The sequence below is a fragment of the Psychrobacillus sp. MER TA 171 genome (genome assembly GCF_023713305.1).
Classification (GTDB): Bacteria; Bacillota; Bacilli; order Bacillales_A; family Planococcaceae; genus Psychrobacillus.
Genome location: NZ_JAMAWN010000016.1, coordinates 55,292 through 80,193 on the forward strand (window position 1 = coordinate 55,292; position 24,902 = coordinate 80,193).

At 34.2% G+C, this 24,902-nt stretch carries 14 protein-coding genes; 1 reads left to right on the forward strand and 13 read right to left on the reverse strand.

The window, feature by feature from the left end; all coding sequences use genetic code 11:
* Nucleotides 1–48: 48 nt before the first annotated feature.
* From M3627_RS14535 to M3627_RS14595, 13 genes are all read right to left on the reverse strand, one after another.
* The gene (locus M3627_RS14535; protein WP_251556270.1) at nucleotides 49–1,614 is read right to left on the reverse strand and encodes an IS1182 family transposase; all 1,566 of its coding nucleotides are present in this window, start codon (nucleotides 1,612–1,614) and stop codon (nucleotides 49–51) included.
* 264 nt (nucleotides 1,615–1,878) lie between these two features.
* Entirely contained in the window at nucleotides 1,879–2,718 is an 840-nt protein-coding gene (locus tag M3627_RS21100) for a GIY-YIG nuclease family protein (protein WP_251556271.1), read from the reverse strand.
* 96 nt (nucleotides 2,719–2,814) lie between these two features.
* On the reverse strand, nucleotides 2,815–3,018 hold the full coding sequence (locus M3627_RS14545) for a DNA/RNA helicase domain-containing protein (protein ID WP_251556274.1): 204 nt from the start codon (nucleotides 3,016–3,018) through the stop codon (nucleotides 2,815–2,817).
* A 102-nt stretch (nucleotides 3,019–3,120) separates the two neighbouring features.
* Nucleotides 3,121–5,556: a transcriptional repressor LexA gene (gene lexA / locus M3627_RS14550; protein WP_251556276.1), complete on the reverse strand. Its 2,436-nt coding sequence runs from the start codon at nucleotides 5,554–5,556 to the stop codon at nucleotides 3,121–3,123.
* A gap of 335 nt (nucleotides 5,557–5,891) precedes the next feature.
* The gene (locus M3627_RS14555) at nucleotides 5,892–7,049 is read right to left on the reverse strand and encodes a TerD family protein (protein WP_251556278.1); all 1,158 of its coding nucleotides are present in this window, start codon (nucleotides 7,047–7,049) and stop codon (nucleotides 5,892–5,894) included.
* Between the two features lie 417 nt (nucleotides 7,050–7,466).
* A complete protein-coding gene (gene dptH / locus M3627_RS14560; RefSeq protein ID WP_251556280.1) occupies nucleotides 7,467–12,749 on the reverse strand; it encodes a DNA phosphorothioation-dependent restriction protein DptH in 5,283 nt (1,760 codons plus the stop codon).
* On the reverse strand, nucleotides 12,730–14,109 hold the full coding sequence (gene dptG / locus M3627_RS14565; RefSeq protein ID WP_251556282.1) for a DNA phosphorothioation-dependent restriction protein DptG: 1,380 nt from the start codon (nucleotides 14,107–14,109) through the stop codon (nucleotides 12,730–12,732). Before dptG ends, dptH begins: the two co-directional genes overlap by 20 nt.
* Before the next feature lies 1 nt (nucleotide 14,110).
* The gene (gene dptF, locus M3627_RS14570) at nucleotides 14,111–16,954 is read right to left on the reverse strand and encodes a DNA phosphorothioation-dependent restriction protein DptF (protein ID WP_251556284.1); all 2,844 of its coding nucleotides are present in this window, start codon (nucleotides 16,952–16,954) and stop codon (nucleotides 14,111–14,113) included.
* Nucleotides 16,955–17,449: 495 nt separating this feature from the next.
* Nucleotides 17,450–19,531 (reverse strand): hypothetical protein, encoded by a 2,082-nt coding sequence (locus tag M3627_RS14575; RefSeq protein ID WP_251556286.1) that lies wholly within the window; start codon nucleotides 19,529–19,531, stop codon nucleotides 17,450–17,452.
* A gap of 10 nt (nucleotides 19,532–19,541) precedes the next feature.
* Nucleotides 19,542–21,833, reverse strand: coding sequence for an McrB family protein (locus M3627_RS14580; RefSeq protein ID WP_251556287.1), 2,292 nt, complete (start codon nucleotides 21,831–21,833; stop codon nucleotides 19,542–19,544).
* Between the two features lie 486 nt (nucleotides 21,834–22,319).
* Complete coding sequence (locus M3627_RS14585; protein ID WP_251556288.1) at nucleotides 22,320–22,547, reverse strand: hypothetical protein; 228 nt, start codon at nucleotides 22,545–22,547, stop codon at nucleotides 22,320–22,322.
* A gap of 125 nt (nucleotides 22,548–22,672) precedes the next feature.
* Nucleotides 22,673–23,704, reverse strand: coding sequence for an HNH endonuclease (locus tag M3627_RS14590; RefSeq protein WP_251556289.1), 1,032 nt, complete (start codon nucleotides 23,702–23,704; stop codon nucleotides 22,673–22,675).
* Between the two features lie 53 nt (nucleotides 23,705–23,757).
* Nucleotides 23,758–24,033 (reverse strand): hypothetical protein, encoded by a 276-nt coding sequence (locus M3627_RS14595; protein WP_251556290.1) that lies wholly within the window; start codon nucleotides 24,031–24,033, stop codon nucleotides 23,758–23,760.
* 48 nt (nucleotides 24,034–24,081) lie between these two features.
* Between M3627_RS14595 and M3627_RS14600 the strand changes: the two genes are divergently transcribed.
* A complete protein-coding gene (locus M3627_RS14600; RefSeq protein WP_483315291.1) occupies nucleotides 24,082–24,348 on the forward strand; it encodes a tyrosine-type recombinase/integrase in 267 nt (88 codons plus the stop codon).
* Nucleotides 24,349–24,902 lie beyond the last annotated feature (554 nt).

A 24,902-nucleotide genomic window follows, 5' to 3' on the forward strand; every position in this document is an offset into this window, starting at 1 on the left:
GCTCACTCAATTTCTCTTTTTCCTTATTTTTATGTATTTTTTATTCTTCTATCTAGTTTTTACCGTGAACTTACGTAAGTTCACGGCCATTAACGCAAGACCCATTTCATTTTCAACCTTCGGTTTCCCACGTACAGAAAATCGTGAGAAACGCAAATTAGCCTTCAAGAATCCAAAAACTGGTTCCACATCAATTTTTCTTTGACGATAGATAGAACCTGTCTTTTCCTCTGAAAGCTTCGCGCTCACATATTCTTTTTGTTGCTCCCACTTTTCGTTCACCATCAACTTTCTATTATTACCTTCTTTTGCTTTCGTACAGGAGGAGCGGAACGGACAACCTGAACAGTCCTCACATTCATAGATCTTAAACTCCCGTTTGTATCCTGTCTTGTCCTCGCGTATGGAATGATATTTAAAGGACAGCTGTTTCTGGTTCGGGCAGGTGTACGTATCGTTCTCTTCGTCGTACTTCCAATTTGCAGTATTGAACTTATTTTGTTTCTGTTTCTTCTTTTGCTCTTTGATGTACATGTTATAGGTGATCAGAGCTTCGCGTTTACGATTAGATAGTATATCGTCATAATTCTGTTCGCTTCCATAGCCTGCATCTGCCACGATATGCTTCGGTAGCTTAAAGTAATTTTTCTCAATCTCATCCAGGAAGGGGATCAAGGTTTTGGTGTCTGTTGGATTAGAAAACAAACTATAGGCAAGCGTGTATTGACCCTCCGTTGCGATTTGTACATTATAACCAGCCTTCAATTGACCATTTTTCATGTAGTCGTCTTTCATCCTCATAAAGGTTGCATCATGGTCAGTCTTTAAATAGCTGTTCCGGGTTCCAAAGATTTCAAAGTCCCGTTGATATTTCTGTTTACGGTAGATATAATCAATCAACTCTTTACGTACCTGCTTTGGATATTTTCGTTCTCTCCTCAAGCTCTTTCGTTCCAAAGCGTCTGACGACGCTTCTATTTGTTGGTCATATTCGGTGATGACATCCTCTACTTTTTGAACCATTTGAGTTAGTTCTTCCAGTGACAGGTGCTCTTCTCGTTCCATTTGAGGGATGATCTCCTTTTCAAGCAGTTCGTTATATAGCTGGTTCGATTTTTCTATCAATCCTTTGTTATATTTCTCTACGGATTTTCTCCAGACAAACGTGAACTTGTTAGCGTTTGCTTCAATCTTTGTACCATCAATAAAGATTGCCTCTTGGTCAATGAGTTTTTCTTGGACCAACTGACAGCGGAATTGTACGAAACATTGACGGATTAATTCGCTCACCTCTGGCTGCACACGAAATCGATTGATTGTGCGGTAGCTTGGTTGATAGCCCTGGGCCAGCCACATTATCCGGACACTATCGTATAAGAGTCCTTCAATTTTTCGACCTGAAAAAACAGACTGGGAGTAAGCACAAAGGATGATTTTCATCATCATGCGGGGATGATAGGCAGGGCAACCCGTATTTCGAAGAAATACTTTAAACGCTTCGTCAGGGATGCTTTCAACTAAATGGTGAATATGGAAGGCAATATCGTTTTCTTGTAATTTTACTTCTAAATCTAAAGGCAATACCACTTGATTCATGTTATAATCTTTAAACATAAGGACACTTCTTTCTGTTGGATTTGGTGTGGTAACTTAATTTTATCAGAAAGTGTCCTTTGTTTATGACAAAAAATATAAAGCCGGTGAAATTTTACTTATTGTAAAATTTCATCGGCTTTTTCATTTAAGAGGATGGTTTTGTCCCAGTCTCTACATCATAAACAGTTTAATTAAAAAATGTTAAGATTTTTCTTTTATCAATGATATCCCATATATAATCTTACAAATTTAACTCTTGAGTAAATCGTCAAACAGTATTTATTAAACTATGTCTTTCAAACTCTTTCCATATCTATCCTTCCATTCTGTCAACCCGTTCGCACTTCTTCCCATGACAATTGCGGCTGCTAATGACGGACTAGAGAACAATAAATCTTCCATGACTGTATACTCATCATTTATTAATTGTATTTTCTCTGACTGAATTAAATCTTCTCTCTTGGTTACTAAACGTTCTACAAAAGAGTCTACAGTGCTAGATGCAATTTTCGATCCTTTCAAAACAACAAACCCTTCTTGTGTTTGAATGCCTTTTGCTTTTGCCCCACGAGCTGCATTGATATACCAGAATTCGCTATTAATTGTATCCGCATTATCTTTAATCTCTTCAAATACTTTATGACCTAATGTATTTACTATCATGATAAGATTACTAATGAATTCATCCATTTCTGCACGATCAGATTCTGATATAGAAGGCATAGGTGGAATATTTCCATTTAGTACTTCATAACGGTTAGTAACCTTAGCTTTTTCATGTAGTTTATTTTCAATATATTTTATGTGCGCTTTGTTTAAGTTATCATCTTTGCTAATAAATACAATCACTTCATTCCAAAAGTCCTTTTCACGTAAATGACTTTGTAAACGTGTATATACTTCCTCAGCTTCACCAATGTAAACTGCTTCTTTGTCATCATCATCTCGACCAAATAACATATAAACACCTGTAGAATTCAGGTTTCGTCTATCAGCACATTTTTTCACTTCAGTTCTAGGAATTCTGTAAGCTAAACCTGTCCAGTTCGATAACTCACAAGTTAGTCTTCCACTTGAATCACCATCTATTAAGAACATTTTAATTGTCTTTCCAAAAGTCACTTTCATCATCCTTACATAACTATTTGAACTTTCTTAAAACCTTGATTCTTTTTTTCTTTTGAGGTCTTTGTGAGTAGTTTGAAGGTTTATAATATATTAAACTTCACCGTTTTTTTTATGAAGATAATCAAAAGTACAGACCACTCTGCTCAAACCATGCTTGTCATTCTTCCTTTTTATCGCATCATGTATGTCCTGAAGTGAACTAAAAATCATAAATTCATACTGCTCATCAGAGGGAAGTGGTAAAAGTCTTTTTTTTTTGAATTCGTTGATCCATTCAATTACCTGATCATGCAACTTTAAAACAAATTGTTAAACCCTTGGTATCCATGCATTGGAAGTCGCTATTGCATGAAATTTTAAGTATCTACGTTTATATCGAACTAACACGAATGTTCCTTATACACTTTTCATAACCCCAATAACCTTACCATTGATTAATACGTCTTCTTTTTTCATTTGAATCGGTTCATATTTTTCGTTTTCGGAAATGAGGAGGATAGAATCTCCCATAGGCATAAACTTCTTCATGGTTACTTCTTCGTCAATTATTGCGATAACAATATCTCCATTAGAGGCAGATTGTTGTCGGTTAACGACTACAGTATCCCCTTTATCAATGCCCGCTCCTATCATACTATCTCCCGCTACGGTAAGGGCAAACGTGTCTATATCAGAAATCAGCCATTCCCTAGGAAGTGTAAGGAAATTATCGTATTCGATACTAACGGTAATTGGAATTCCAGCAGCGACATTCCCGATAAGTGGAATCTTACATTTCGTCTCATAGTTTACAAACATACCGGACTCAAGATCCGTGAACTCTACTACTTCATCATTATCGATTTCCGTGGCTATTCTATACTTTTTACTATTTTTCAAATTATTATATGTTCGTTTATTTTTCGTTTCAGGCAAGAATTGCGGTTGGCATTTTGGTAAGTCATTTAATATTTCTCCAGCCCGATCCATAAAAATTACTTGGAGACCATCCGTTACTATGCCATAACGCGCTCGACTTTCCGCTTCTAAATACGATCTCAATTGCTCCGTCGCATCTTTAATGCCACTTCCAAACTGCTTAACTTCTATGAAAATATAAGGAAGTAAATCCCCATTTGCGTATATATGCACAGCGATATCTACAAAACCTTTGCGTGAAAACTGCTGAACAGGATACTCTAACTCTAACAACTCCAGCGGATAACCGTATGTTTGATGCAGTTCACGTATCATCCACTGCCGAACTACTTCCTCTTTCGAATTAAGATCCATTATTTGATTGGTTAATTGATAATCTTGAATACCAATTGAATGAAAAGGACGTAATTGGCAATCTCTTTTGATCCGAAGAAACTCAAAGTTCATTTCTTTAATGAATTTAGATGGCTTTTTCACAGAAGACATATACAACAGCTCGTTTGCTCGTGTCATGCCAACATATAAGAGTTTACGTTCTTCTGAGTCCATTGTATTTTCATCATCCAGATCATATAGTCGATCGTTAGGGATAACCCCATCATTCAAATCTATTAAAAAGATTACTTTGAATTCTAATCCTTTAATCGAATGCATCGTCACTAGTTTCACTTTGTCGGATTCAAAATTTGCATCGGCTGACTGGAGAATCTCACATGGAATTCCTTCCTTTTCAAGACCTTGAGCAGCACTTTCAATCAGTCGTTTCTCTTTTGCAACTAGACAAATTTCTGCTAGTCGATAATCATTTGCGATTGTTTGTATTTCATTTACTAAAAATGCTAACTGTTCCTGGCTTGTCGTAAAGAATCGATAAATAGGCTGGTGCCCATGTCGATCTATTAGCGATGGCTTTACAAAGTCAACATTCATATTAATAGTAGAATCATTTTCAATAAGTTGATAAGCTGCCTTGGAAATCTCCGTCGTCGTCCGATAATTTTTACTAAGAGTTCTCGACTTTCCGCTCATATCGTACCCAATCGATGTATAAGGTCTTCCTTTTCCGAGCCACGATTGTGAATAAATACTCTGTGTGTTATCAGCAACGAACAGGATAGAGGAGTACGCTTTTTCCTGATAAATACATTTCAAAAATTCAAGTTGAACCCTTGTTAAATCTTGGCTCTCATCTATAATAATATGCGTATATCTTCCGTGATTTATTTGCTGTGCTTCTCGTAGAGCCATGATATTCATTTGTTTATAAGTGACAAAACCTTCTTTTCCTAGCATTTCATTAAATGTTTCCATTAGTTCGAAGATAGCTTTACGAAGATCTGAGTTTTTCGTTAATTTTTGAGGGGACCCACTCCCTCCTGTCGCACGTCCAATTCGATCCATTTGTTGGTAAGTTTCCACATCTTCAATTTGGCATGCATTGATCCAGGTTACTTCATCAAACAAGAAATCACTATTCTTAGGACGTAGAATTTTACTTTTTGGATATTGCTGCTGCACTTTATGTATAGCTTTAATCATAATCTTGCGTTCTAAAACCTTATCGGCAGGTTGCAATGATAGATTCATACGTCGGATATAATAAGAAAAATATCTATACATGATGCTATCGATATTAATAATTTTCACTTCATTTTCACGAGAAAATATGCCCACTAACTGTTCGTCCTCTTCATCTGCAAGTTTTTGATATTGATACTTAATATATTGTAATAACGTCTTATTGTAAGTGACCAGAAGAATTGTGTCATTGTCTTCAGGGGTATAGTGATTCTGCAAAAAAGAGATGCGTCTAATCGCTACAGTCGTCTTCCCTGACCCTGCAACTCCTTTTACCATCATATGTCCGTTCGGTTCCAATTCCACAATTCTTCTTTGTTCCATATTAAGCTTCATGTTGCCATCCCCATCCATCCTCAACTAGTAGAATATTCTTACTTCTATTTTAGTAACAGATTAGTAATTTAGCAAACTTTTCCTATTTTTGTTTGAGGTCCCTGTATAAAAGACAAACAACATGCTTTTTTTATGTGAAGAACTAACTACACTGCATATTTGACACTAAAGACCCTTATCCTTCCATACCGATAACGCAAGCAATAGAATTTCCTCTAAGTTTATTACTTTAGAGAAATACTATCAGGAGAAGTTGGAGGAAGCTGGCACTGTTTATACATACTCCAATTAATCGTTGTGACATTGATTATTTTCTTTGCTAAAATTTTCATTGTTTATTTAAACTCTACTACTCCCCGATCCATCTCAAACAAACCATCTGCGTATAGCTCTGGAGAATGTTCAGAACCAGATTTTGAATACCTCTCTACATGGCTGACATTAATATTATCAGCATCTGTAAAGTCAATATGCGCTATTGCTACCCAGTAGGCTAAACGATTTTTCTCATATAATGGGCTAGTTATACGTTGACCCAGTTGGTTATCAACGACAGCTTTCGCCTTCATACTTTTAAAACTACCAATGCCATTGCTAACTGCACTATATGCTGCAAATAATACATACTTCAATTTAGAGGGATCATGTATGACAATAGTTTCTTTCCCTGCTCCTCTACTATCACCATCTAGAGTAATAAAAGGCTCACGTTTAGCATTCCCCATCGAACGGTAATACACTTTTCCTGTATCCCCATTTTTCAATACATAAAAACAGTATAAATCTAAATCTTTTTTAGGATTCGCCCACTCCAATGTTGCTACAATTTTATTGGACTTAGCTATCGATATGGATTCCTTCTTCTTCAGATTGATATTCATTTTCTCCAGGTTTGGCTTTTCTTTTTTAGGTTCTTCTATAGGAGGTGGAGTAGAATTACTCTGTATACTACTCTCGCTATTTTCAATCTCTAAACCATAGTTTAAGCATAATGCCTCCAACCCTCCATTAAATCCGCTACCAATCACATTAAATTTCCAATGTCCTTGATATCTATACAACTCACCAACCACTATTGCAGTCTCCTGTTGCAAATCCTCACCAAACGAATAAGTATATAAAGTATTTCCTGTTATAGAATCTCTTATAAAAAGCTCTAATTTCCCTACATCTTGAAAGCGTAAATTCTGTGCGTCCCCTTCATGAATAGTCAAGGCAATAGCTATTTTCTTAATTGTTTCAGGCACAGTATTCAAATGAATACTAATCGAGCCATCTAATATTGTTCCTTTTGCATAACTAACTGATTTATCGCGAGAATATGGTTGACCGTAAAAGATAAAATGTTCATCTTTTTCACAGCGATCATCAGATTGCAATAAAAAAGAAGAAATATCTAACTCCATTTCTTTTTTCGGTGTAGACCATCGTACAAAACATTCCAGTTGTGCTGTATTTTCCAATGTAACCTTCTGCCCACGTTGTATTTGCATGATAACACCCCTTAAGATTATTACTTACCATTATACAAAATACGCTATTTTTTTCTTTGTTTCCAGATTTTTACACACACTTATTTTTTAAAAATGAGAAAACAGAGAAGAATACCCCATTAGCTCTACCTTTCAAATAATCACATTTTTTAACAGTTTCTCATATCGCCAATCAGTTTAAAATATCTCGAACGACAGTTAATAAATATTTGGAGATGAGCTTTGAAGAGGTGATACACAATTTGAAGAATGTAAAACAAGGAAGAAGAAATTAGATGAGCATCTAGATTGGATAATTGCCTGGTTGGAGGAATATCAACACCTAAGTGCAGCTCAGATATTCTAAACTGAAAGGAGGAGCAAAATAATGCTCCTCCTTTCCTTTTATCATTAAACTGTATTACTGTTTACATCAAATCATTTTATCTCTGGAACTTTAACCTTAATAGATTTCGGTTCACTTAAATGACCATTCTCCATGAATTGCCCTTGGATGATACATTCACCCTTTTGTAAGTAACGTAATTCATCTAGGTTATGGATATTCATTTTCTTACCTACCAGGCTTAGCTCACTTTCTGCTGGTTTAAAGAAAATAGAAGTGGCTGCATTTTCTAAAACTGTTCGCTCTGCTATCGAAAAGTTGCTGAACGTTTGAGTAGCAAACCAGGCAGATAAGCCGAATTTGCGTCCCTCGCGCAATATTTTTTCTGAAGGAGAGTTACTTCCGAAATCTAGATTCTGCGCCTCATCTAAGATGATTGGTAAAGGCTTACTGACATTACCACTTTGAGCATAGGAGAATAAATCCCATAATATAAATTCGGTCATAAGCTTCTTAATGTCATCTTGATCGAATCCTTCAAATTGAATGACAAACACTTTACCGTCTGCTGTGAAATAATCATCCCATGTGAATTCATTGTCATAGTCAAATGGATCAATATCTACAAATACACTTAGCTTACTAACGATAGAGGCAGCAACTGCGGTGGTCGTATCTGGTAAATCCTGCAGTACTTCTAGCATTAATTGCATATTTGCTTTTTCTCCGTACATTTCTATACATTTTTTAGCTGCACGATAAATCGCACTTTGTTGCTGGTCGCCAAATTGTTTATAGACTGAAGCAAATACGTTACGGATTCTAGAGGCTGTATCAGACTCTTTCTCTAAGAACGATTTTCCAGCAATTATTTTTTCTCGACGACGGAATGGATTGATAGGGAACCCCTCGTAATAAACAATCCGTTCTTCTAGGCGGTCACCTAACAGGTCTAAGAAGTTTGAGTTAAGCTGACTCTTCGTATAACTACTAGAGAAATCCACGATTAAAGCAGACTGACCATTTTCTACAAGCTGCTTCAATACCGATTGAACAAAGTACGTCTTCCCTTGTCCTGATCTACCACCAATAACTAAATGACGATTCGAAAGCAGGGTTGAACTGTATTCCCAATAGATTGGCTGATTCCCATGATAACCAAATAGAGGCTGATTACTTGTAGGTTGAACTGACGGAGGAGTCAATGGCAATACTGGTACCTGATCATCCGTTTGCTCTGTATTAACTACGTCATCTACTTTGTAATCAGTTGTTGAATCTGCAGCAATATTATTATTACCGTTATTTTCATTATGATATGGAATATCCGATTTCTCTTCTCCATTTGGCTTTTCCTCTAATGGCGGTACAATCACTCTATTCTCTTCTGAGGCATCATCAGCAACAGGCAGGACTTCACCTTCTACCTCGTTATCTTCCGCCGTGTCAATCGTTGACGGAAGTGGTACAATCTCTTTTTCTTCCTTAGGCTTAACTTCAATCGATTCCACAACGCTAAAGTCCTTCGCCTTTAGCTGCTCCATTCTAACTCCTAAAGATCGATATGCAGTATCCTCAGGTATTTCATAGATTAAAACCATGTTTTCACGATTCTTTGTTTCTTTTACTAAATGTTTTTTAAAGGAGATTATTGCTCCTACTCCATGTTCTGCAACTAAATCATCGCTTATCACAAACTCATCATTTAGTAATTTCTCCAATACTTCCTCTGAAATGTCATAGGATTGTTCTGGCCAGAAATCATTTTCTCTCATTTTATTGGCATTAATAATTAACATACGGGCAAAAAAGTTTCTTAAAAACTTTGCATCAAAAGAAGTATCATTTATTAAGTTATCTTTTAATCGCTCATTCAGTTCTTTTACCTGTTTAATACCTTTTTCGATGACATCAGAATTGTTAAAACCTATTTTTACTTCTACAGGATAGAAGTGTAGCTTCAATTGGCCTTGTTCATTTTCAAGCCCTAACAAAAGGAGGTCATCACTGCAGTTACCTGTTCTACCAATTGTCTTCCCAGAAAAGATGCCGTCCTTACGACTCAATCGAATGTTTCCTGCCACACGAACTATCTCTTCCATCGAAATTGGAACCCATAAAATATTGCTAGAATTCAAGTAAAGTAATGCATGCTTAATAGCAGCGACGATACTCATTTTTTCTCTTTTATCATGACCTTGGTTTTGGACGGCTCTCAGTAACCATTCACCATTAAATGTATTAAATGACTTAATAATATGATCAATATTTTCATCAGGTACTTTTACCCCTTGGGATTGAAGGAACCCATCAATTACATTGAAATATTGTCTAGACTTGTCCGTAATCGTAATTGCATCATATTTGCTGCTTGAGGATAGCTGGTCTGAGTAATGTACTATGACAAGATTATCAGAGCTATCCTGGAAGTAACGTAAATCCACTGCAGGGTCGATGAATGTTAACCAAATCGAATTATTGTAAAGTAATTTTAAATAGCTTTCATCATCTTCATCGATATGAAGGGAAATGACATTATTCTTTTTATATGGATCTTTACCATAATTTTTATTGTTCGCGCTTAGCTCATTAATAGCCGCTGCAAACTGCGTTAACAGGGATCGTTTTGTATTTGATGACCCTACCCCAAAGCCTACACGGTATCCACCGTTTTCAGTTCTTTGAGAAACCGTGGAAACAAAAAGTCCATCTAAGTTCATAGCATTCGGTGCATTTTGGATGATTTGCTTAGACATTTGCTCCTTGTTTTGCATCTTATAGAAGGTTAGATGACTATAACGCGGTTCCTCTTCGATAGGAGCCTTATAGAAGCTTAAATGTTTTTGAATCTCTAATAATACATCCTCTGCATCAAATTGCTTAGTGGAACAATCTATATCAAAGATTTCCTTAACCTCAGCAGGAGTGCTTAGTGTATTAAAAAGCTCAAAGGCACTTGTTGTATTTAAGCTTGATTCATAGCTAGTTACCTCCAGGTCGAACATACTGGAAAGTGTTCCTGTTTGAGTAATACGATCCTTAAACCATTTTAGAATTCCTTTTAGAATTTCTTTATCATTCGTTAAATTGATAATGTTGATATGCATTTTTGGCTTGTTACTAATCGTAAATAAATAATCATAATAGGTAATAAATTGCTTTAGCTTCTCACGTATCAAATTAGCCAAATAGGCATTTGTTTCTCCAATTTGAACCTCTTTTTGAGGCTGGAAGCAGTGCCATTCAGACATGTTATTTAGAGAGTCAGGCTTTAGATAATTATCGTCAATTGGACTTACTAAATAAGGAATAATAAACGCTGGCTTTAAACGCTTTAATATATTTTCATCTATGACCTGTCCTTCTACCTCTTCTATAATCTGTAGCTGGTAGGCGACATTTAAAGGGGAGAACGGTGTCATATATAATTTGTCATTGTATTGCAATGTACCCAAGTATAATAGATTCTTCTGTGCGTTGGACAGGTAATCGTTGTCTCTAATTTCATGGATAGCGGATACGAATTCTTCAATATATACTTTAGCTGCATTACGTATTGTCTCGTCATAATAAATAAGCGTGGGAATCGATTTTTTACTCTTCAATGCATTCAAGAAGGAATCATAAGCTTTTTCTACTCCCTCAGGCAAATCCAATGGTTTAGGTATTAAGCTTTGGATATTATACTCTGCAATCCTTACTCCCCCATCTAGCCACTGTTGCTCCAGTAGGTAAAAGAGAGCTTCTTCGTTAGATAGCTTATATGGCTGCTGACCAATATTAATCTTTTTTCCATCATCCGAAATAATAAATGTCTCTTTAAGATTGACCTTACGTAGCCAAATTTTCTGAGAAGAAATGTCCTTCGTCTTAAATACCTCGTCACTCACCACAATTGGTAGTCTACATTTATTATGAACAATATCAAATTGTATGGAGCTAGTATCTTCATCTAATAACCCTAGCTCAAAGGACACCTCGACTCCTGCATCCTCTACCCTGACTATTTCATCCTCATTTTGTACAACGGCTTGAAAAGATCCGTCTCCAAAAATGAGATTTTCATCCGATAAATTTAATAATAGTCGTCCCGCGGAGGTTAAACCGTATGAAAGCTCATAACGCTTTAACCAATCCTCCGTTTCCTTGATAATCATAATGCGGATAGTGAACGCACTTGAAGACATATTTTCATGTCTATAGGAAATATTTTTAAAAGTACTATACTCATCACTTAATTCAATATTAGCTAATAATGAATGTCCCTTTGCAGTAACAAAATTAGCAGAGCGCTTTAATATATAATTTTCACTTGTGTGGCGACTAAAAGGTAGTTTGACTTCAATAGTTTCAGACGGCTCATAGTCAGGGTGAAATATGATTACCTCATAGGTACGCTTTTTAGAGCTTTTTTGCCAAAATGTTTTTATCTTCTCATTAGACTTCTTTCGAAGGACAGTTATTTCATCTGCTTTCAAATAGATATCCTTACGTTCGGCAACTTTATCCTTCGCCTTTAAAACATCTACTAAATCAATTCCGTCCTCATCCTTATAGAGCTTCTTACCAAAGTCATCAAAAAGATCCACTAAACGATCTTCTCCATTACCTAGTTCTCTTAGACGGGAAACCTCATCGAATAATTCTGTGTTGTTGGTTAGGCGTTTATCAATTTCTTTTTGTAGCTTGTTATATTTATTACTGTCAACGGCCTCTTGATCCCTGGATTCAATTATCGAATTAAGCAAGGAGTCCTTAAAATATCCGAGTGACTTATAATCTTCCTCCTGGATTTGCTGTCCATTTGCCCAGTTCAAAATCTCTTCAAAGTCTAAAAACGACGGCTGCTCTGAATAATGTAATTCCTCCGTCTCGGCTAGATAATGCAAGAGAATTTCCTTGTCCTGCCCTACCAATGCACTTTCCTTGATATACTCTTCCAAATTGTTGACTATTTGACTTGCATGCAGTGGCATCCCCTCAGAGGTAAGATCCTTACTACCACCCTGAATAGAATCTAACAGATTATCTGAGATTATTACTAGGGATGTATTTTTCCACTCCCCTTTTTGCTCACTCATAAGATTACGTAGTGTAACTAAAAAGTCTATATGTGTTTCATCTAGAGTAGTAGCTAGCACATATTTATGATTTCCATAATTCAATGAATCTGCTGTATAGGCCTCACTGCCACCAGGTACTGTGTAGGTAAAATCACTTGCCGCTGGTAAATCCTTTAGTGCATCTATAATTTCCTTAACATATATCTCAGAAGGAAGTGAAAGAAAATATCGATTCACTATTCCTTGCTTCACTTCCTTTGCGAAATAACCTGATAGCTGATTTGCTATATGATTATAAAATGGCTTTGACATATTGAGCATCCCCACTATCACTTTTTTTATCTAGGTAATTTAAATTATCTAGAATTTTTACTACCTCTTCCTTAGAATATTTATCAAAGAAGACGCCCCGATTTTCTAATTCTATCCATAGCTTGTTTAACTCTAATTGGCTGCCGCGTGGGCCTACTGCTACAGCTATTAGGGAAATAAGCTGGTTCATATTTAATGCTAGTATATTACCTAACGATCCACCTGATTTACGATAGAAGCGTGTTGCAATAGTTTCAAAGGCCACACTATAACGAGAATTAATCTCCTCTTTAACATTTCTACGTAGCGTGTCGTACAGATCCTTAAACGCCTGCTGCAAGTCCTGTTCCTCATAAGGAATTCTTTCAGTTAACGGGAAATATAGCTTATACTCTTCATTTATCCAATAATAAATAGACTTTATAAATTCTTCTTGCGCAGTTGGTAATTGTTTTTGGAAATAGTATGCATAATCTTTATAAAACCAATTGCTCTCTTGAGTAAAGGTATTGTTACCTAATATATTTAACGTATGCTCATGGGCAAAGAAGCTTCTTATCTCCTCACGTAAGAAACGTAACCCCTCATTATAAAAATCCCGTCTCTTAGAAGCTGTTTCGCTCATATTCAAGAATACAATGCGATGCAGCTTATCTGTTTGAGCTGATGTTAATTTATTTGTTTGAATGACAATTTGGGACATCGCAATAAATGTATAATGCAAAGCGATATCCGCAAAATGCTGGATTAAAAATGCCGGATTCGTCGATAGAGTCCTCACATCATTTAAAAATTGCTGCTGCAAGCCTGGAAAAAGCATCTTATATTTTCTCTTAGTTAATGGCTTATTGTCTGCCTGTCCTGAAATACGTATAATCTCACTTAATAAATCCTCAGTTTTTAATTCACTAAACAATGAGTTGAATTCATTCTCGTAATCTCTAATAAATAAATCATAGAAGAAATTAAAATAACCAATCTCGCCCTTTTTTTCATCCTTATGATTAATAAAAGGGATATTTTTAAAATGTTCTACTCTGGTAATTGTAGAATTTTCTATATCCTCTAGCTCATTTTCAATAAACAGCTTAAATACTTCCGTTGTTTCATCAGAATCAAATTTTCCCTCTCCTAAGATTCCATCAATAGAGTTTTCATTTTTCTCGTATTCTATGCTTTCACCATCTAGTACGCGCATCGTCGCTCCAACAATGGCTGCATAGCCATTTTCAAACTTAGCGCGCTCTGGTTTACGTGTAGGGAGAGGTAGCACAAACGTATTTTCTCGACGACGATACGTATATACTCCGTTCTTTTCCACAAAGTCTCTAATTCTTTGATAATCTAATTGGAAAATCATGCTATACCTTCTTTACATCGAATTTTGCTTTTGAAAACTTAGGCTTAGAAATTTCATAATACTCATTCGTCGGTACATGTACCATTAGTAATTTCTTTTCTTTATCCTCAAAATACTTGATGAGCTTATTATAGAAATCTTCAAATTGTATGGCTTGTCCTACCTCGTGTAGGTTAGGTCTATGACCATTGCTTACCTGTCTTAAAATTTCAAAAAGCTTTAAATCTAGATCAAAGTTAATATCATTGAAGCCTAGAGTGATATAGTGGTTAGAGGCATGTAGGTCACCCTCCTCTACACTTCCATACAGATCCATATCTAATGTGCTTTCCAAATTCATAGTGATTGCCATTCTAAATTCCTTTTTCAAATTATTCGTAATGTACGCATATGAATCACGTGGGGATCCCTTCCATTGGTAAACTACCTTTTCAAGTAGCGGGAATACCTCCTCGATGACTTCCCCAGTACCTTTATAAAAGGCATACAAGTATTTTACAAAGTGGCTAAAATCTGATTGCTCGTTGTTTTCATTTAATAATTCTTTTAAACGAATGACAAAACGGGCCACTTCTAAATGTTCGTTTAAAGAAATGGCATTTCTCCAATAATTATCGTAAGGAATATTACCGTCTACACCTATTACACTCGATAAATATGTGGATAGATCTGGCTGCATGAATATACTAGCAATCAATTCATCATTTAAGCTATTTTTAATGAAAACGGGATCTAGCTCATTTAATCCAAATAAAATAGCTGATCTTTCTGGATGATTGAACAGTAAATTGGGTAAGGAGTTTTCCAACGAAAAAGCAGTGCTTTGTGGATTTAACAATATCTCAGAGGGTACTATCAAATCTACAATAAAGTTATAAAACTCTCTCGTAGAGACAATCATCTTATTTCGTATAATGACATGTATTATCTTCTCTACTATTCTTTTTCTAACTTGTTCATTCATCAGTAATAAGTAATTCTCATGAGCCATCGTCCATTTGTTATTTGATTTGTCCTGTAGCCATGCTTGATATATTTCATTAACACCCTCAGGTGCTGTAATTTTTTCAAGTATCTTGGAAAAGAAGGATGAATATACTCCCTTTTCACAGATACTATAGTATTTTTCCTTAGAGAAATCTACCGTGTGAAAGCTTTCAAATGTATCGGTCTTCTTATCACTTTTAGTCTTATTAAAAATATTTAAGGAATCAATGTAGCTCGTGAACAATTGGAATTGACCCTTTTCTTTTTGTAACAAATAAAAGTTGTGTAGTTTACCATAATTTATTGCCACAACGATATGTTGTTTAGGAACAAAGCCATCCTCAAATGGAGAGAGAATACGCTCCAGCGTTGCCTCAGCAGGCTTCGTTCTTTCATAGGACTCCGTTGCATCATTATGAATATAGACATTGTTGAATAGATTTGGTTTTGTAGCCTTTAGATATGCCAAGAGATGGCTTTTCCCGTCCCCTACACTCCCGAGTAGTAAAAGTAACTGGGGACTACTAGATGCTTGCATCTCCTCTAGCTTTGCTACAGTATTTCTCTCAATTTTTCTTTCCACATGCATATAGCTCTGAAAATCGCCAAGCTCATTCGCATTTACGACCGTTTCATTAGAAGACTTTTGTAGACCTTTAATTTTTTGAAGGAATAGGGATCCATATTTGCTAGGCTGTTTCTTAGATTCATCTGTTTGACTCGTAGCAGATGAGATTTCTACTACTCTCTCTTCCATTTTATCTGGCGTATGAACAGACGCAGCAATCTCTGCGTTACTTGTAGTACTCAATATAGCTCTCTCTCTTCTTTCCTCTATCTCGCGTACAGCTTTTGACACTTCAGGCGGTCGCATTTCCTTCATGCTTACCACTGGTCTCACTGAATGAGATACTTTCTTTTTACCTTGTTGCTCTTTTACTACAAAAAACAACTTTGTAACAAGCTGTTCAAAAGTAGCAAATACGTCTGCTACAATATTTTTAGGTACCTGGGCATGCTTCAAAACTCTTGAAATATTTTTAGCCATTTCATACTCTTCTATGGGTAGATCATAATCGTTATATATCTTTTCCCACATCGACTCTGTGGACAAATGGGCAAGCCTTTCTGGTGTACCAAATGGCTCTCGTATAACCATAGATTTTGACTCTGCTAAATAGTTAAGTCGGGCAACCCCTAAAAATCTAAATAAGATATTCATTTTCTTTAAAGCTCCATCAGGATTATATCGAACCATTGTTTTAATTAATTCATAACTAAATTTATGATTATCTAAATCAAAATGAACAATGAATATATCCCAGAAGCTTTCTAATACTCTTGTATTCATTTTAATGGGTAAAGGTATATCTTCTATAGAGGGAAATAAATCATAGCCACCCTTATTACTACTTGTAGTAGCTATGGCTTCTGTTGATAGCTTCCCTATTGAATTTGACGTTTTGAATAGCTTCTTATCAGCTATTGCATCTATAACGTATTTTAAACGATTGATGGCTATGACTAATGTTCTCGTAGTAATCATTGTCTGCCGGTCAAATACTATTATTAAATCTCTTACTTGTTTATATACTGCATAGGTTATCGCATCATATTCAAATAGAATTTCCCACCGCTTTGTATGTGTAAAATCCCTAAAGTCATTTAACATTATCAAATTATCAGACTTGGTAAAGTCAATCGCTTCAAATAGTAGAACTTCAATTTTAGTTGTTAGATCCTCTAAGCATAAAACAACCGTAGAATTACTATCACCGATTAAATTCATTAAATTATTAAAGCCATACATAGATTCTGGCAAATTAAGCTGCTTAATAATAAAATTCCAGTTTTGCATAGGTACCTCCAAGGTTTCCATATATTAACGAAACTATTTACTTAGATAGTTTATATCAATTTTACCCTAAATAACTAGTCAGGACCATTTAATATTATAAATGTCCCAGTTATTATTAAGATTATTTTACATTTCGGATGAATTAAGTTCATTTAATTACCTTAATATGGATATAAAATGACAATTAGACTCATCTGTATTAATCATCAGAATTAATAAGAATTTTTTACTTCAGGATAATGAAGGTGAACATAATAAAACCGCCAAAATCGAATTGATTAGACGGTTTGGGACATTAATTAATTTAATATGAACATAGGATGGAGACGGCGGGTGTTACTGATATCAAAACCTAAAACCCAATCATATCAACATTTAAAGGGCTTTTTTTACCACTTAAAAATGCTCTTACAAAGGAATTAATAAGGTTTACTCAATTTGCTTACGGAGACGATAAATTAAATGTAAAAGATTAAGTAGACTAACTTATCTTAATTAAGAATATCTAAATTTTTTTATGGTATGGTACTGGACATTTGGACCATTGTAATCATCATCTATAAATGTATACGGTCTCTCAGGATAGCTTAGACAATTGCAAGTTGGACAGTGAACTTCCCACTCATCTCCTACTTGGACATTATAATTTTGAGTAGGATATTTTAATAAAGGCCGTGGGTAGTTAAATCTTATGTTTTTTTCATAATCTGTCATTGGATTACGATTCTTAAATGAACAATCACTGCAAAAGTTTGCTACCCATAATTCATTGCAATCATCACACTTATAAAGTGTTTTCCAGCTTCGTTTATATCTAGTAATTTCTTTGTAATTTAGAATTTCACCTTGTTTCTCTTGTCCACAATTTGGGCAGCAATTAAAATAACCACTGCCTTCATGTAGTAAACGCTTTAAATAAGTTTGTAAGTTTTTATCATTATCCGGAGAAAACACAAAATGGGCTAATTTATGTTGATCAATCTTTTTTTCAGATAGATTAGGTTTGGCATTCCAATGTCCACCAATTGCATCTAAATGCACTAAACTAGCTGATTGCAAATAATCTTTACTAGGAAATAATTCTGTTAAATATCTAAAAGCCGACTTTTTTAAGTCTTTATAGAAGTCCCTTTTACCATTTTTCATTGCACTGTAATTTTTATATTTTACATCTAATGTATGGAAAGCCCATTTTTTTATATTCTTATGATAAAACCCAATGATAAAATCAGGTCGATACTCCTTTTCCAAAAAGTTAAAAGTAAAATCATAATAAATACCTATATCGTAAGGTTTGTCCTGGAGCTTAAATTGCTTTCGATAACCGCTTATTGACTGTGTATTTGGTTTTACATATTTCTTCTCAATATCATCCACAAACTCTCTCGGATTAACCCCCCACTGGCTAAATTGCTGAATAATTTTTAATAAAACCCAAACTTCATATAATGTAGGCGATTTTAATAATACTTGAATAAACAATCTGAACGTATCCGTTAAATCTGGTGTCAATTTTTCATATTGTATGAATAAATTATAAATTTCACTGTAATACGTATGCATTCTGAACAAATGCGTTTCCTCTATCTGTTCACTTTCCACCTGTAACATTGGTAATTTTAACAATCCATCCAATGTAACTTTTAGAGCGCCCCACTGTTCAATCCTTTGTTGTAAAAGTAGACAATCATTATTTAAAACTATTAATAATTGCTTTGGTTTTTCTACAACTGAACTACTCTCATGTGAAATCATTATTTTTAACTCTTCAATTTCTTCTTGAAATAGCTTTAACTGACGCTTTTCTACCATTAACTCACTAATAGTTCTTTCTAAAAATTGCTCTATTATATTTCTAAGCATTTTATTTTCTCTTATATCCGTTACTTGCTCATTAACTAATGCAACTACCTTGCCTTGCTGTTTTAAAGCGTTTTCTATAATAATTGATGGAGTCCATTTACGGACATCCTTTACGTTTACTTTTTTTACAACAGTTTTCAATTCAATCTCAGGACGTTCTACTAGCTCATTAACTATCGCAGCAACTTCTTGAACTATTAAATTAAAACTTTGTAAAGGAAACATCGGTATTTGTACACGGCTTAATAGGTTATTCTCATCAAATTTATTTTCCGTTAAGTCATAAGAAAAAACTTCAAATAACCGTCGTACTTCTTGCTGCATTGATTTATATTCCTCAATCGACATCGTACCAGGTGTAATATTGACCTGCACTGAATCAAATAAATTACCAGTTTCATCAATTGCTTCAACTTCAAAGCTACCACCAACATTGAATCCAAAAATACCATCGGTACGACGATTAAATCCTTTTTCAATCCATTTTACTTTTTTTTGATACCAAATATCCATGTCGGCATCATAAACAAGTGATAACACAATTTTATTAAATTGCTTAATAACTACTTCTGACGCTGAATTTACTTTTACACCAATTTCTAACATTTCCGCTCTTTTTTTATTATATTCACATGAAAAATATTCTTTCCCAGCGAAATGTAATTCATCTAAGCAAGTTATTTTATCTCCACAAATAATATTAAATAGCTTCAAGGACAATCACCTACCAAAACGTTATCGTATGTTTAGCTTCTATCATCTTTTGTAGCTTTATATAAGACTTTTCATACTTTTCAAGTTGTGACATAATACTATTTTCTACAAGAACAAACTCACTTTTTTTAATTTCTAATCGAGGTAAAATTTTACCGTAAATTAAATAATCCAAGAATTTTTCTATTTCACTAGAATCTTTACAATAAGTTAGTATTTTGGTTAAATGCTTTATACCACGACTATTTAGAGAGGCATTCGGAAATCCTTCAAATAAATTAGAAATATCTTGCAACTCATCAATGTAAGCCTCTAAAACAACTTCTTCGGAATATGTTTCAATAAATTTATCATAATTCAATTTCACTTTGCCTTGTAAAACCTCTAACGAAGAAATAATTTCTCGCTTTTCAGAAGCACTCAAATGGCTGATTTCAATTATGAAGCTTCGATCAATTACTTTAGGACTTAGTGGTTTTACCGTATGATCCATATTTAATGTACCGATAAATCGAACATTTGAAGGTATAGAAAATACAGGTGGATATTTTTCAATTAAGTCTCTTGCGCTTTGTAAACGTTCTATATCTACTTGTCCTTGTTCTAAAATCAACTTTGCTGTTTCCCAATGACGTTTTGGGTATAGTCTAATTTCCTGTTTCTTTTCTTCTCTTGCACTCAGTATTTCAGAAAAATAATATTCTACATGCGCTAAATTCATCTCATCTAAACAAATTAAAAAGATTTTATGAGCATTATCTTTGTGCGCAGCTTCAGCCATTGCTTCCATAAAAGGAGTTGGAACAAAAGCCTTATCAGTCGGATGAAAGTATCCAAGTAAATCCTGCGTATCTGTCCAACTAGATTGTACTGGTATCATTCGAACCTCTACATTTTCAACCGCATTAGCAAATGCATGAACAATACTTGATTTACCTGTACCAGATGGACCTGCAAGCACGCTTAAAATATTTGATTGTAATGCATACACAAAACTCCGTATAATTTCTTTGCTATAAACAAGTTGTAGTTCGTCATTAAAATAAAACAGAGATTGTAATTGTTCAACAAATAATTGAGGATTAAATGGAATTTCATTATATACTTCTTCATCACCAACAGTTTTGAATTGCTCAAACCTTTTATAATAATCAATACGGTCTAAAATAGTTTTCCACTGTTTTTCTTGCTCATTTAGTTCATGCTCTTGTTGACCTAATTCCTTCTCTTTGCTTTGTAGTTGTGTGAACTTCTCTTCAAGCTCTTCTAAACTTTTATTTAATTCCTGTTTTACCAAGTCCGATCTTTCTAGAACTTTTTGAATTACATATGCTTGAATCTGTTCATCATTTTCTTCAGCTACATTCAAATTAATTAATACATCTTTTAATACGGTTGGCTTCAAGTTTGTGGCTAGTACATCCAATATTGAACGAGGTAGTACTGTTGCACGACCAAAATCTACAAAAAGCAATAAATATCTAAAGTTTTCATTACGTGTTTCATTAAATGAAGCTTCAACAATATCTCCAGCCTTATATTTAATATTTTTCACAATAGGAGCAGATACTTCCCACGTAATATTTAAAAATGGATGCTTCATCTCTTCATAACCTGAGTTAGATATTTCAAGTGGAATACCGGAAACTGTCTTTTCATTTACATCTGTGATTTGGAATACCAATTTTCCCCCTACAAATTTACGAAACTCTTTTACAAAATTTCGCACAAGCTCTTCTGATATATTATGATTATCGTATTCTTCCTTTAGTTTTTCTAATGTTGGAACAATGCCACCTTCCAACCATTTGGTATATTGAGACTTTTGTTTAATAATTCGTTGTCGATTTTGTTGAATAATTTGTTCATCATTTTTCAATTCGAATTGTGTTTGTTGTGCGCTGGACTCCGTTTCTATGAATGGTGGATTATACTGTGAAATTTGTTCGATATATTGTTTAGTAAAATTTAAAATTCCAAGTGAAATCAGTTCACTTTTCTTTGATAAAGCTAAACTGATATCATCATTTGTATTTGCCTCTAATACATCCGATAAAGGACTAATAAATTGCTTTATACTATCAATATCGAATTGTTCAAAGTACAATTTTAAAATTTTTTTCTTTTTAATCTTTACACCAGATCTGATAAAATCTAATACGTCTTTAGTTGCCAAAAAGGATTCTTCATTAAAACTATAATCATCTTCTAATAACCAAGAATGAAATTTAGTAAAAGAATGTAGGTATTTTGTAATATCATTGTTATTTAGCAACTCAGGATTTAAGACTATTGAATTCATTTACACACCTACTCTAAAAGTATATTTACTATTATTATAATGGAATAGATGCTTTTTTCCTATAATATATTTAATCCCCTGATACTATAGTTCAAATTTGTAATTTTATTCTTTTACAAAATAGAAAAACGACTTAAATTTTCGTGGGTATTTTATAGTTAAACATTGTGGCTCTTGGGAGTATAATAGTGTTTGATTTATACTTTGGTTTAGTTCTCGTCCTCCTAATAATTTTGCAATAAAATCAGCCCCCAAAACTACTATTTCGAGTTGTAAGTCTCAGGGGAGTGAGAGCGACTTCTTGAAGTAACGGTTCAGTAGGTGTTTCGATTGGTTGTGGCAAGGGTGCTTGTCGTGGGCAAAGCACCACCGAAATATTTTATTCAAATGAATGAAATGTAACTCTTTCTACTTTTTCAAGTAATTTACTCTTTACATCCTTTTTCCTTGTTAAGTAACAAGAATTGATGATTATGTAATACCTTTTTATCCAAGTATTTTTGTTATACTAATTTTCAAATTTACCAATTTATCTTTTGAACAATAACAACATTGTTTGATTTCTCTTTTTATAATGCCTTGTGTTTTTAATTTATTACATATTTGATTAACCTGTTGTCTCGGTTTAATAACCAATACTTCCGAAAGACAATCATCACAATATAAATCATTTGTTGTATTAATGAAATTTTGAACAATTTTCATATTAGACATAAACCAATTATCCCCTTTTCTATATGAATAGGTGTAGGAAAATATTCCATTATCTTCATAATAATTTTAACATAAATATCCAGAGTCATACTACCTTCTATTCACTGCATGTGGGAAGGATTAATCTATCGTGAATTACTTTTATACTTTGTAATACGTTCCCTTAATTGTTCTATCGATAAATACATCCCATTTTGCTTGCGATGAAGCATCGAGTGGCAATTTGGGCAAACAGGTATTAAATCTTTTATTGGATCTACGATATAGCCCTGTTTTATCTCATGAAGGGGCTTAATGTGATGTACATGAATAAAATCCTTCCCTACTTCTCCGTAGGTTTTCTCAAAATCCAATTTACAAACTTGACATTGGACCCCATAATAATCAATACATTGTTTACGGGCAAATGGATTACGTTCATAAACATTCACCATAACACTTTTGCGCTTTCCTTCTTCTAATGTTTCGGCAACTTCATCTGGATAATAACCTTCCGTTAAATCCCTTTCAAAGAATGACATTATATAATCTCGCAATATACCCGTTAATTTCATAGAACCTTGAATATTGCCCTTCAAACCATGCTCACGTAAACGTGCAAGAGATAGTTCCGGGGTATCAACTTCATCAACTAAGCGAATACGTGTACGATCCCATCCTTTGGATTGCTCAAATTTCTGTTCATCCGTCCAATACGTTTTATTATATGTAACATCATTAGTACGGACAAAACCTTCTACTACTTCAACTTTATATCGAACTTTTCTTATATTTCCTGAAACATATATGTATAAAATATCGCCATTTTCATAATTATAAGATCGTTTCCAGTCTAATGTATCATATCGGGTAAACGCACTCTCTATGTCATATTCATTTGGATTTGCTGGCACTAACCAAATTCTACGAGCATTTTTATGATCTCTTTCTTCGAGTTCTTTTCTACGATTTGCCGCTATTTCATCAGGTGCAACAAAACGGTATTCGTCTTCTCCAACAAAGAATGGAATGTTATATACATAGCCTCTTTCAATTGGATCATAACATTTATTTTTTGTTGTATTTAGATGTTCGGCAAGGATTCTTGCTGCCTCTTGAATATTTGTTGCTTTAAATAAAATCGTATTATTTTTAATTATAGTTATTGGGCTTGCCACACAATTTCCTCCATCTCTTATAATCACCATTATTTTACACTATTTAGGTATACCTAGCATTCGAGAATGTTTAATATCTCAATACGGTTATCAATCTCCATTTTTTTTATTGCACAGGTCAATTCGAATCTATTAGATATTAAAGATAGGATTGATAAAGCATTGAATGCATTTAAGGCAACCTGTGATGCATTAGAAAAAGATAAAACTGATTCGTTTTTTATCCAACTTGCTTGTCCTCTTATCTGATTTGTATCGTTAGCAAGTGCAGTACCAAGAAATACATCTGCTGTACCTTTTCTAGTAGCTAAATGCATTGAACCGCACATAATTATTATTATGTGCGGTAGGATAAATATAAATATAATGAACATAATGTGTTACAAGATCCAAATAAAACAGTCCAATGGCTTTCATCATTTCTTCAAAAGTATGACCTTGATTACATTACAGCACACGGATTACGCCATACCCATTGTTCCTTACTATTTGAAGCAGGAGCAACAATTAAAGAGGTACAATTCAGACTTGGGCATAAAGACGTGAAAACAACATTAGATGTATATGCTCACGTTACTAAAAAAGCAAAAGCCGAGACAATCGATAAATTCACAAATTTTATTCATGAACCTGATATTGAATAATTTCTAACAAAGGATTAACAAAGGTTAATAAGGTTTTTAATAAGGTTTCAGTCCAATTCAGGACAACTCAAGGAATTAAAAAAGTGTCATAAACCATATAATTTCCTTCAAATAAATCATAAAGTTTCCACGCATAGAGCCATATAGCTTTAAGTAATTTTGAAGGTATAAATTTATTTGTGAATAACATTTTTAATGATTAACATTAGGCAATAACTACAAATTTTCATACTTTCGGAAACTTTATGATTTATTTTTCTACTTCAGGAAATTATATGGTCGAATCATATATAAATAGCAAAATTATTTGCTTGGCTGCTTATAGCCTAGTCCTATTACTATCTGTCTCCATCCTTCTCTTGTTTCTTCGTACAAAAATATACTTTTATCTTCTGAAATTTCTCTTACCTTCCAAGTGCTCGGAAAAATGTAACCGTCAAGTAGAATTGAACACTTTTTGCTAATTTAGAGTGAACACTTTTGCTTAAAACAAATTCTGTCGGTTTTTCATCCGATAACTGTCTCCATTCATGTGTATTACCTCCACACGATGT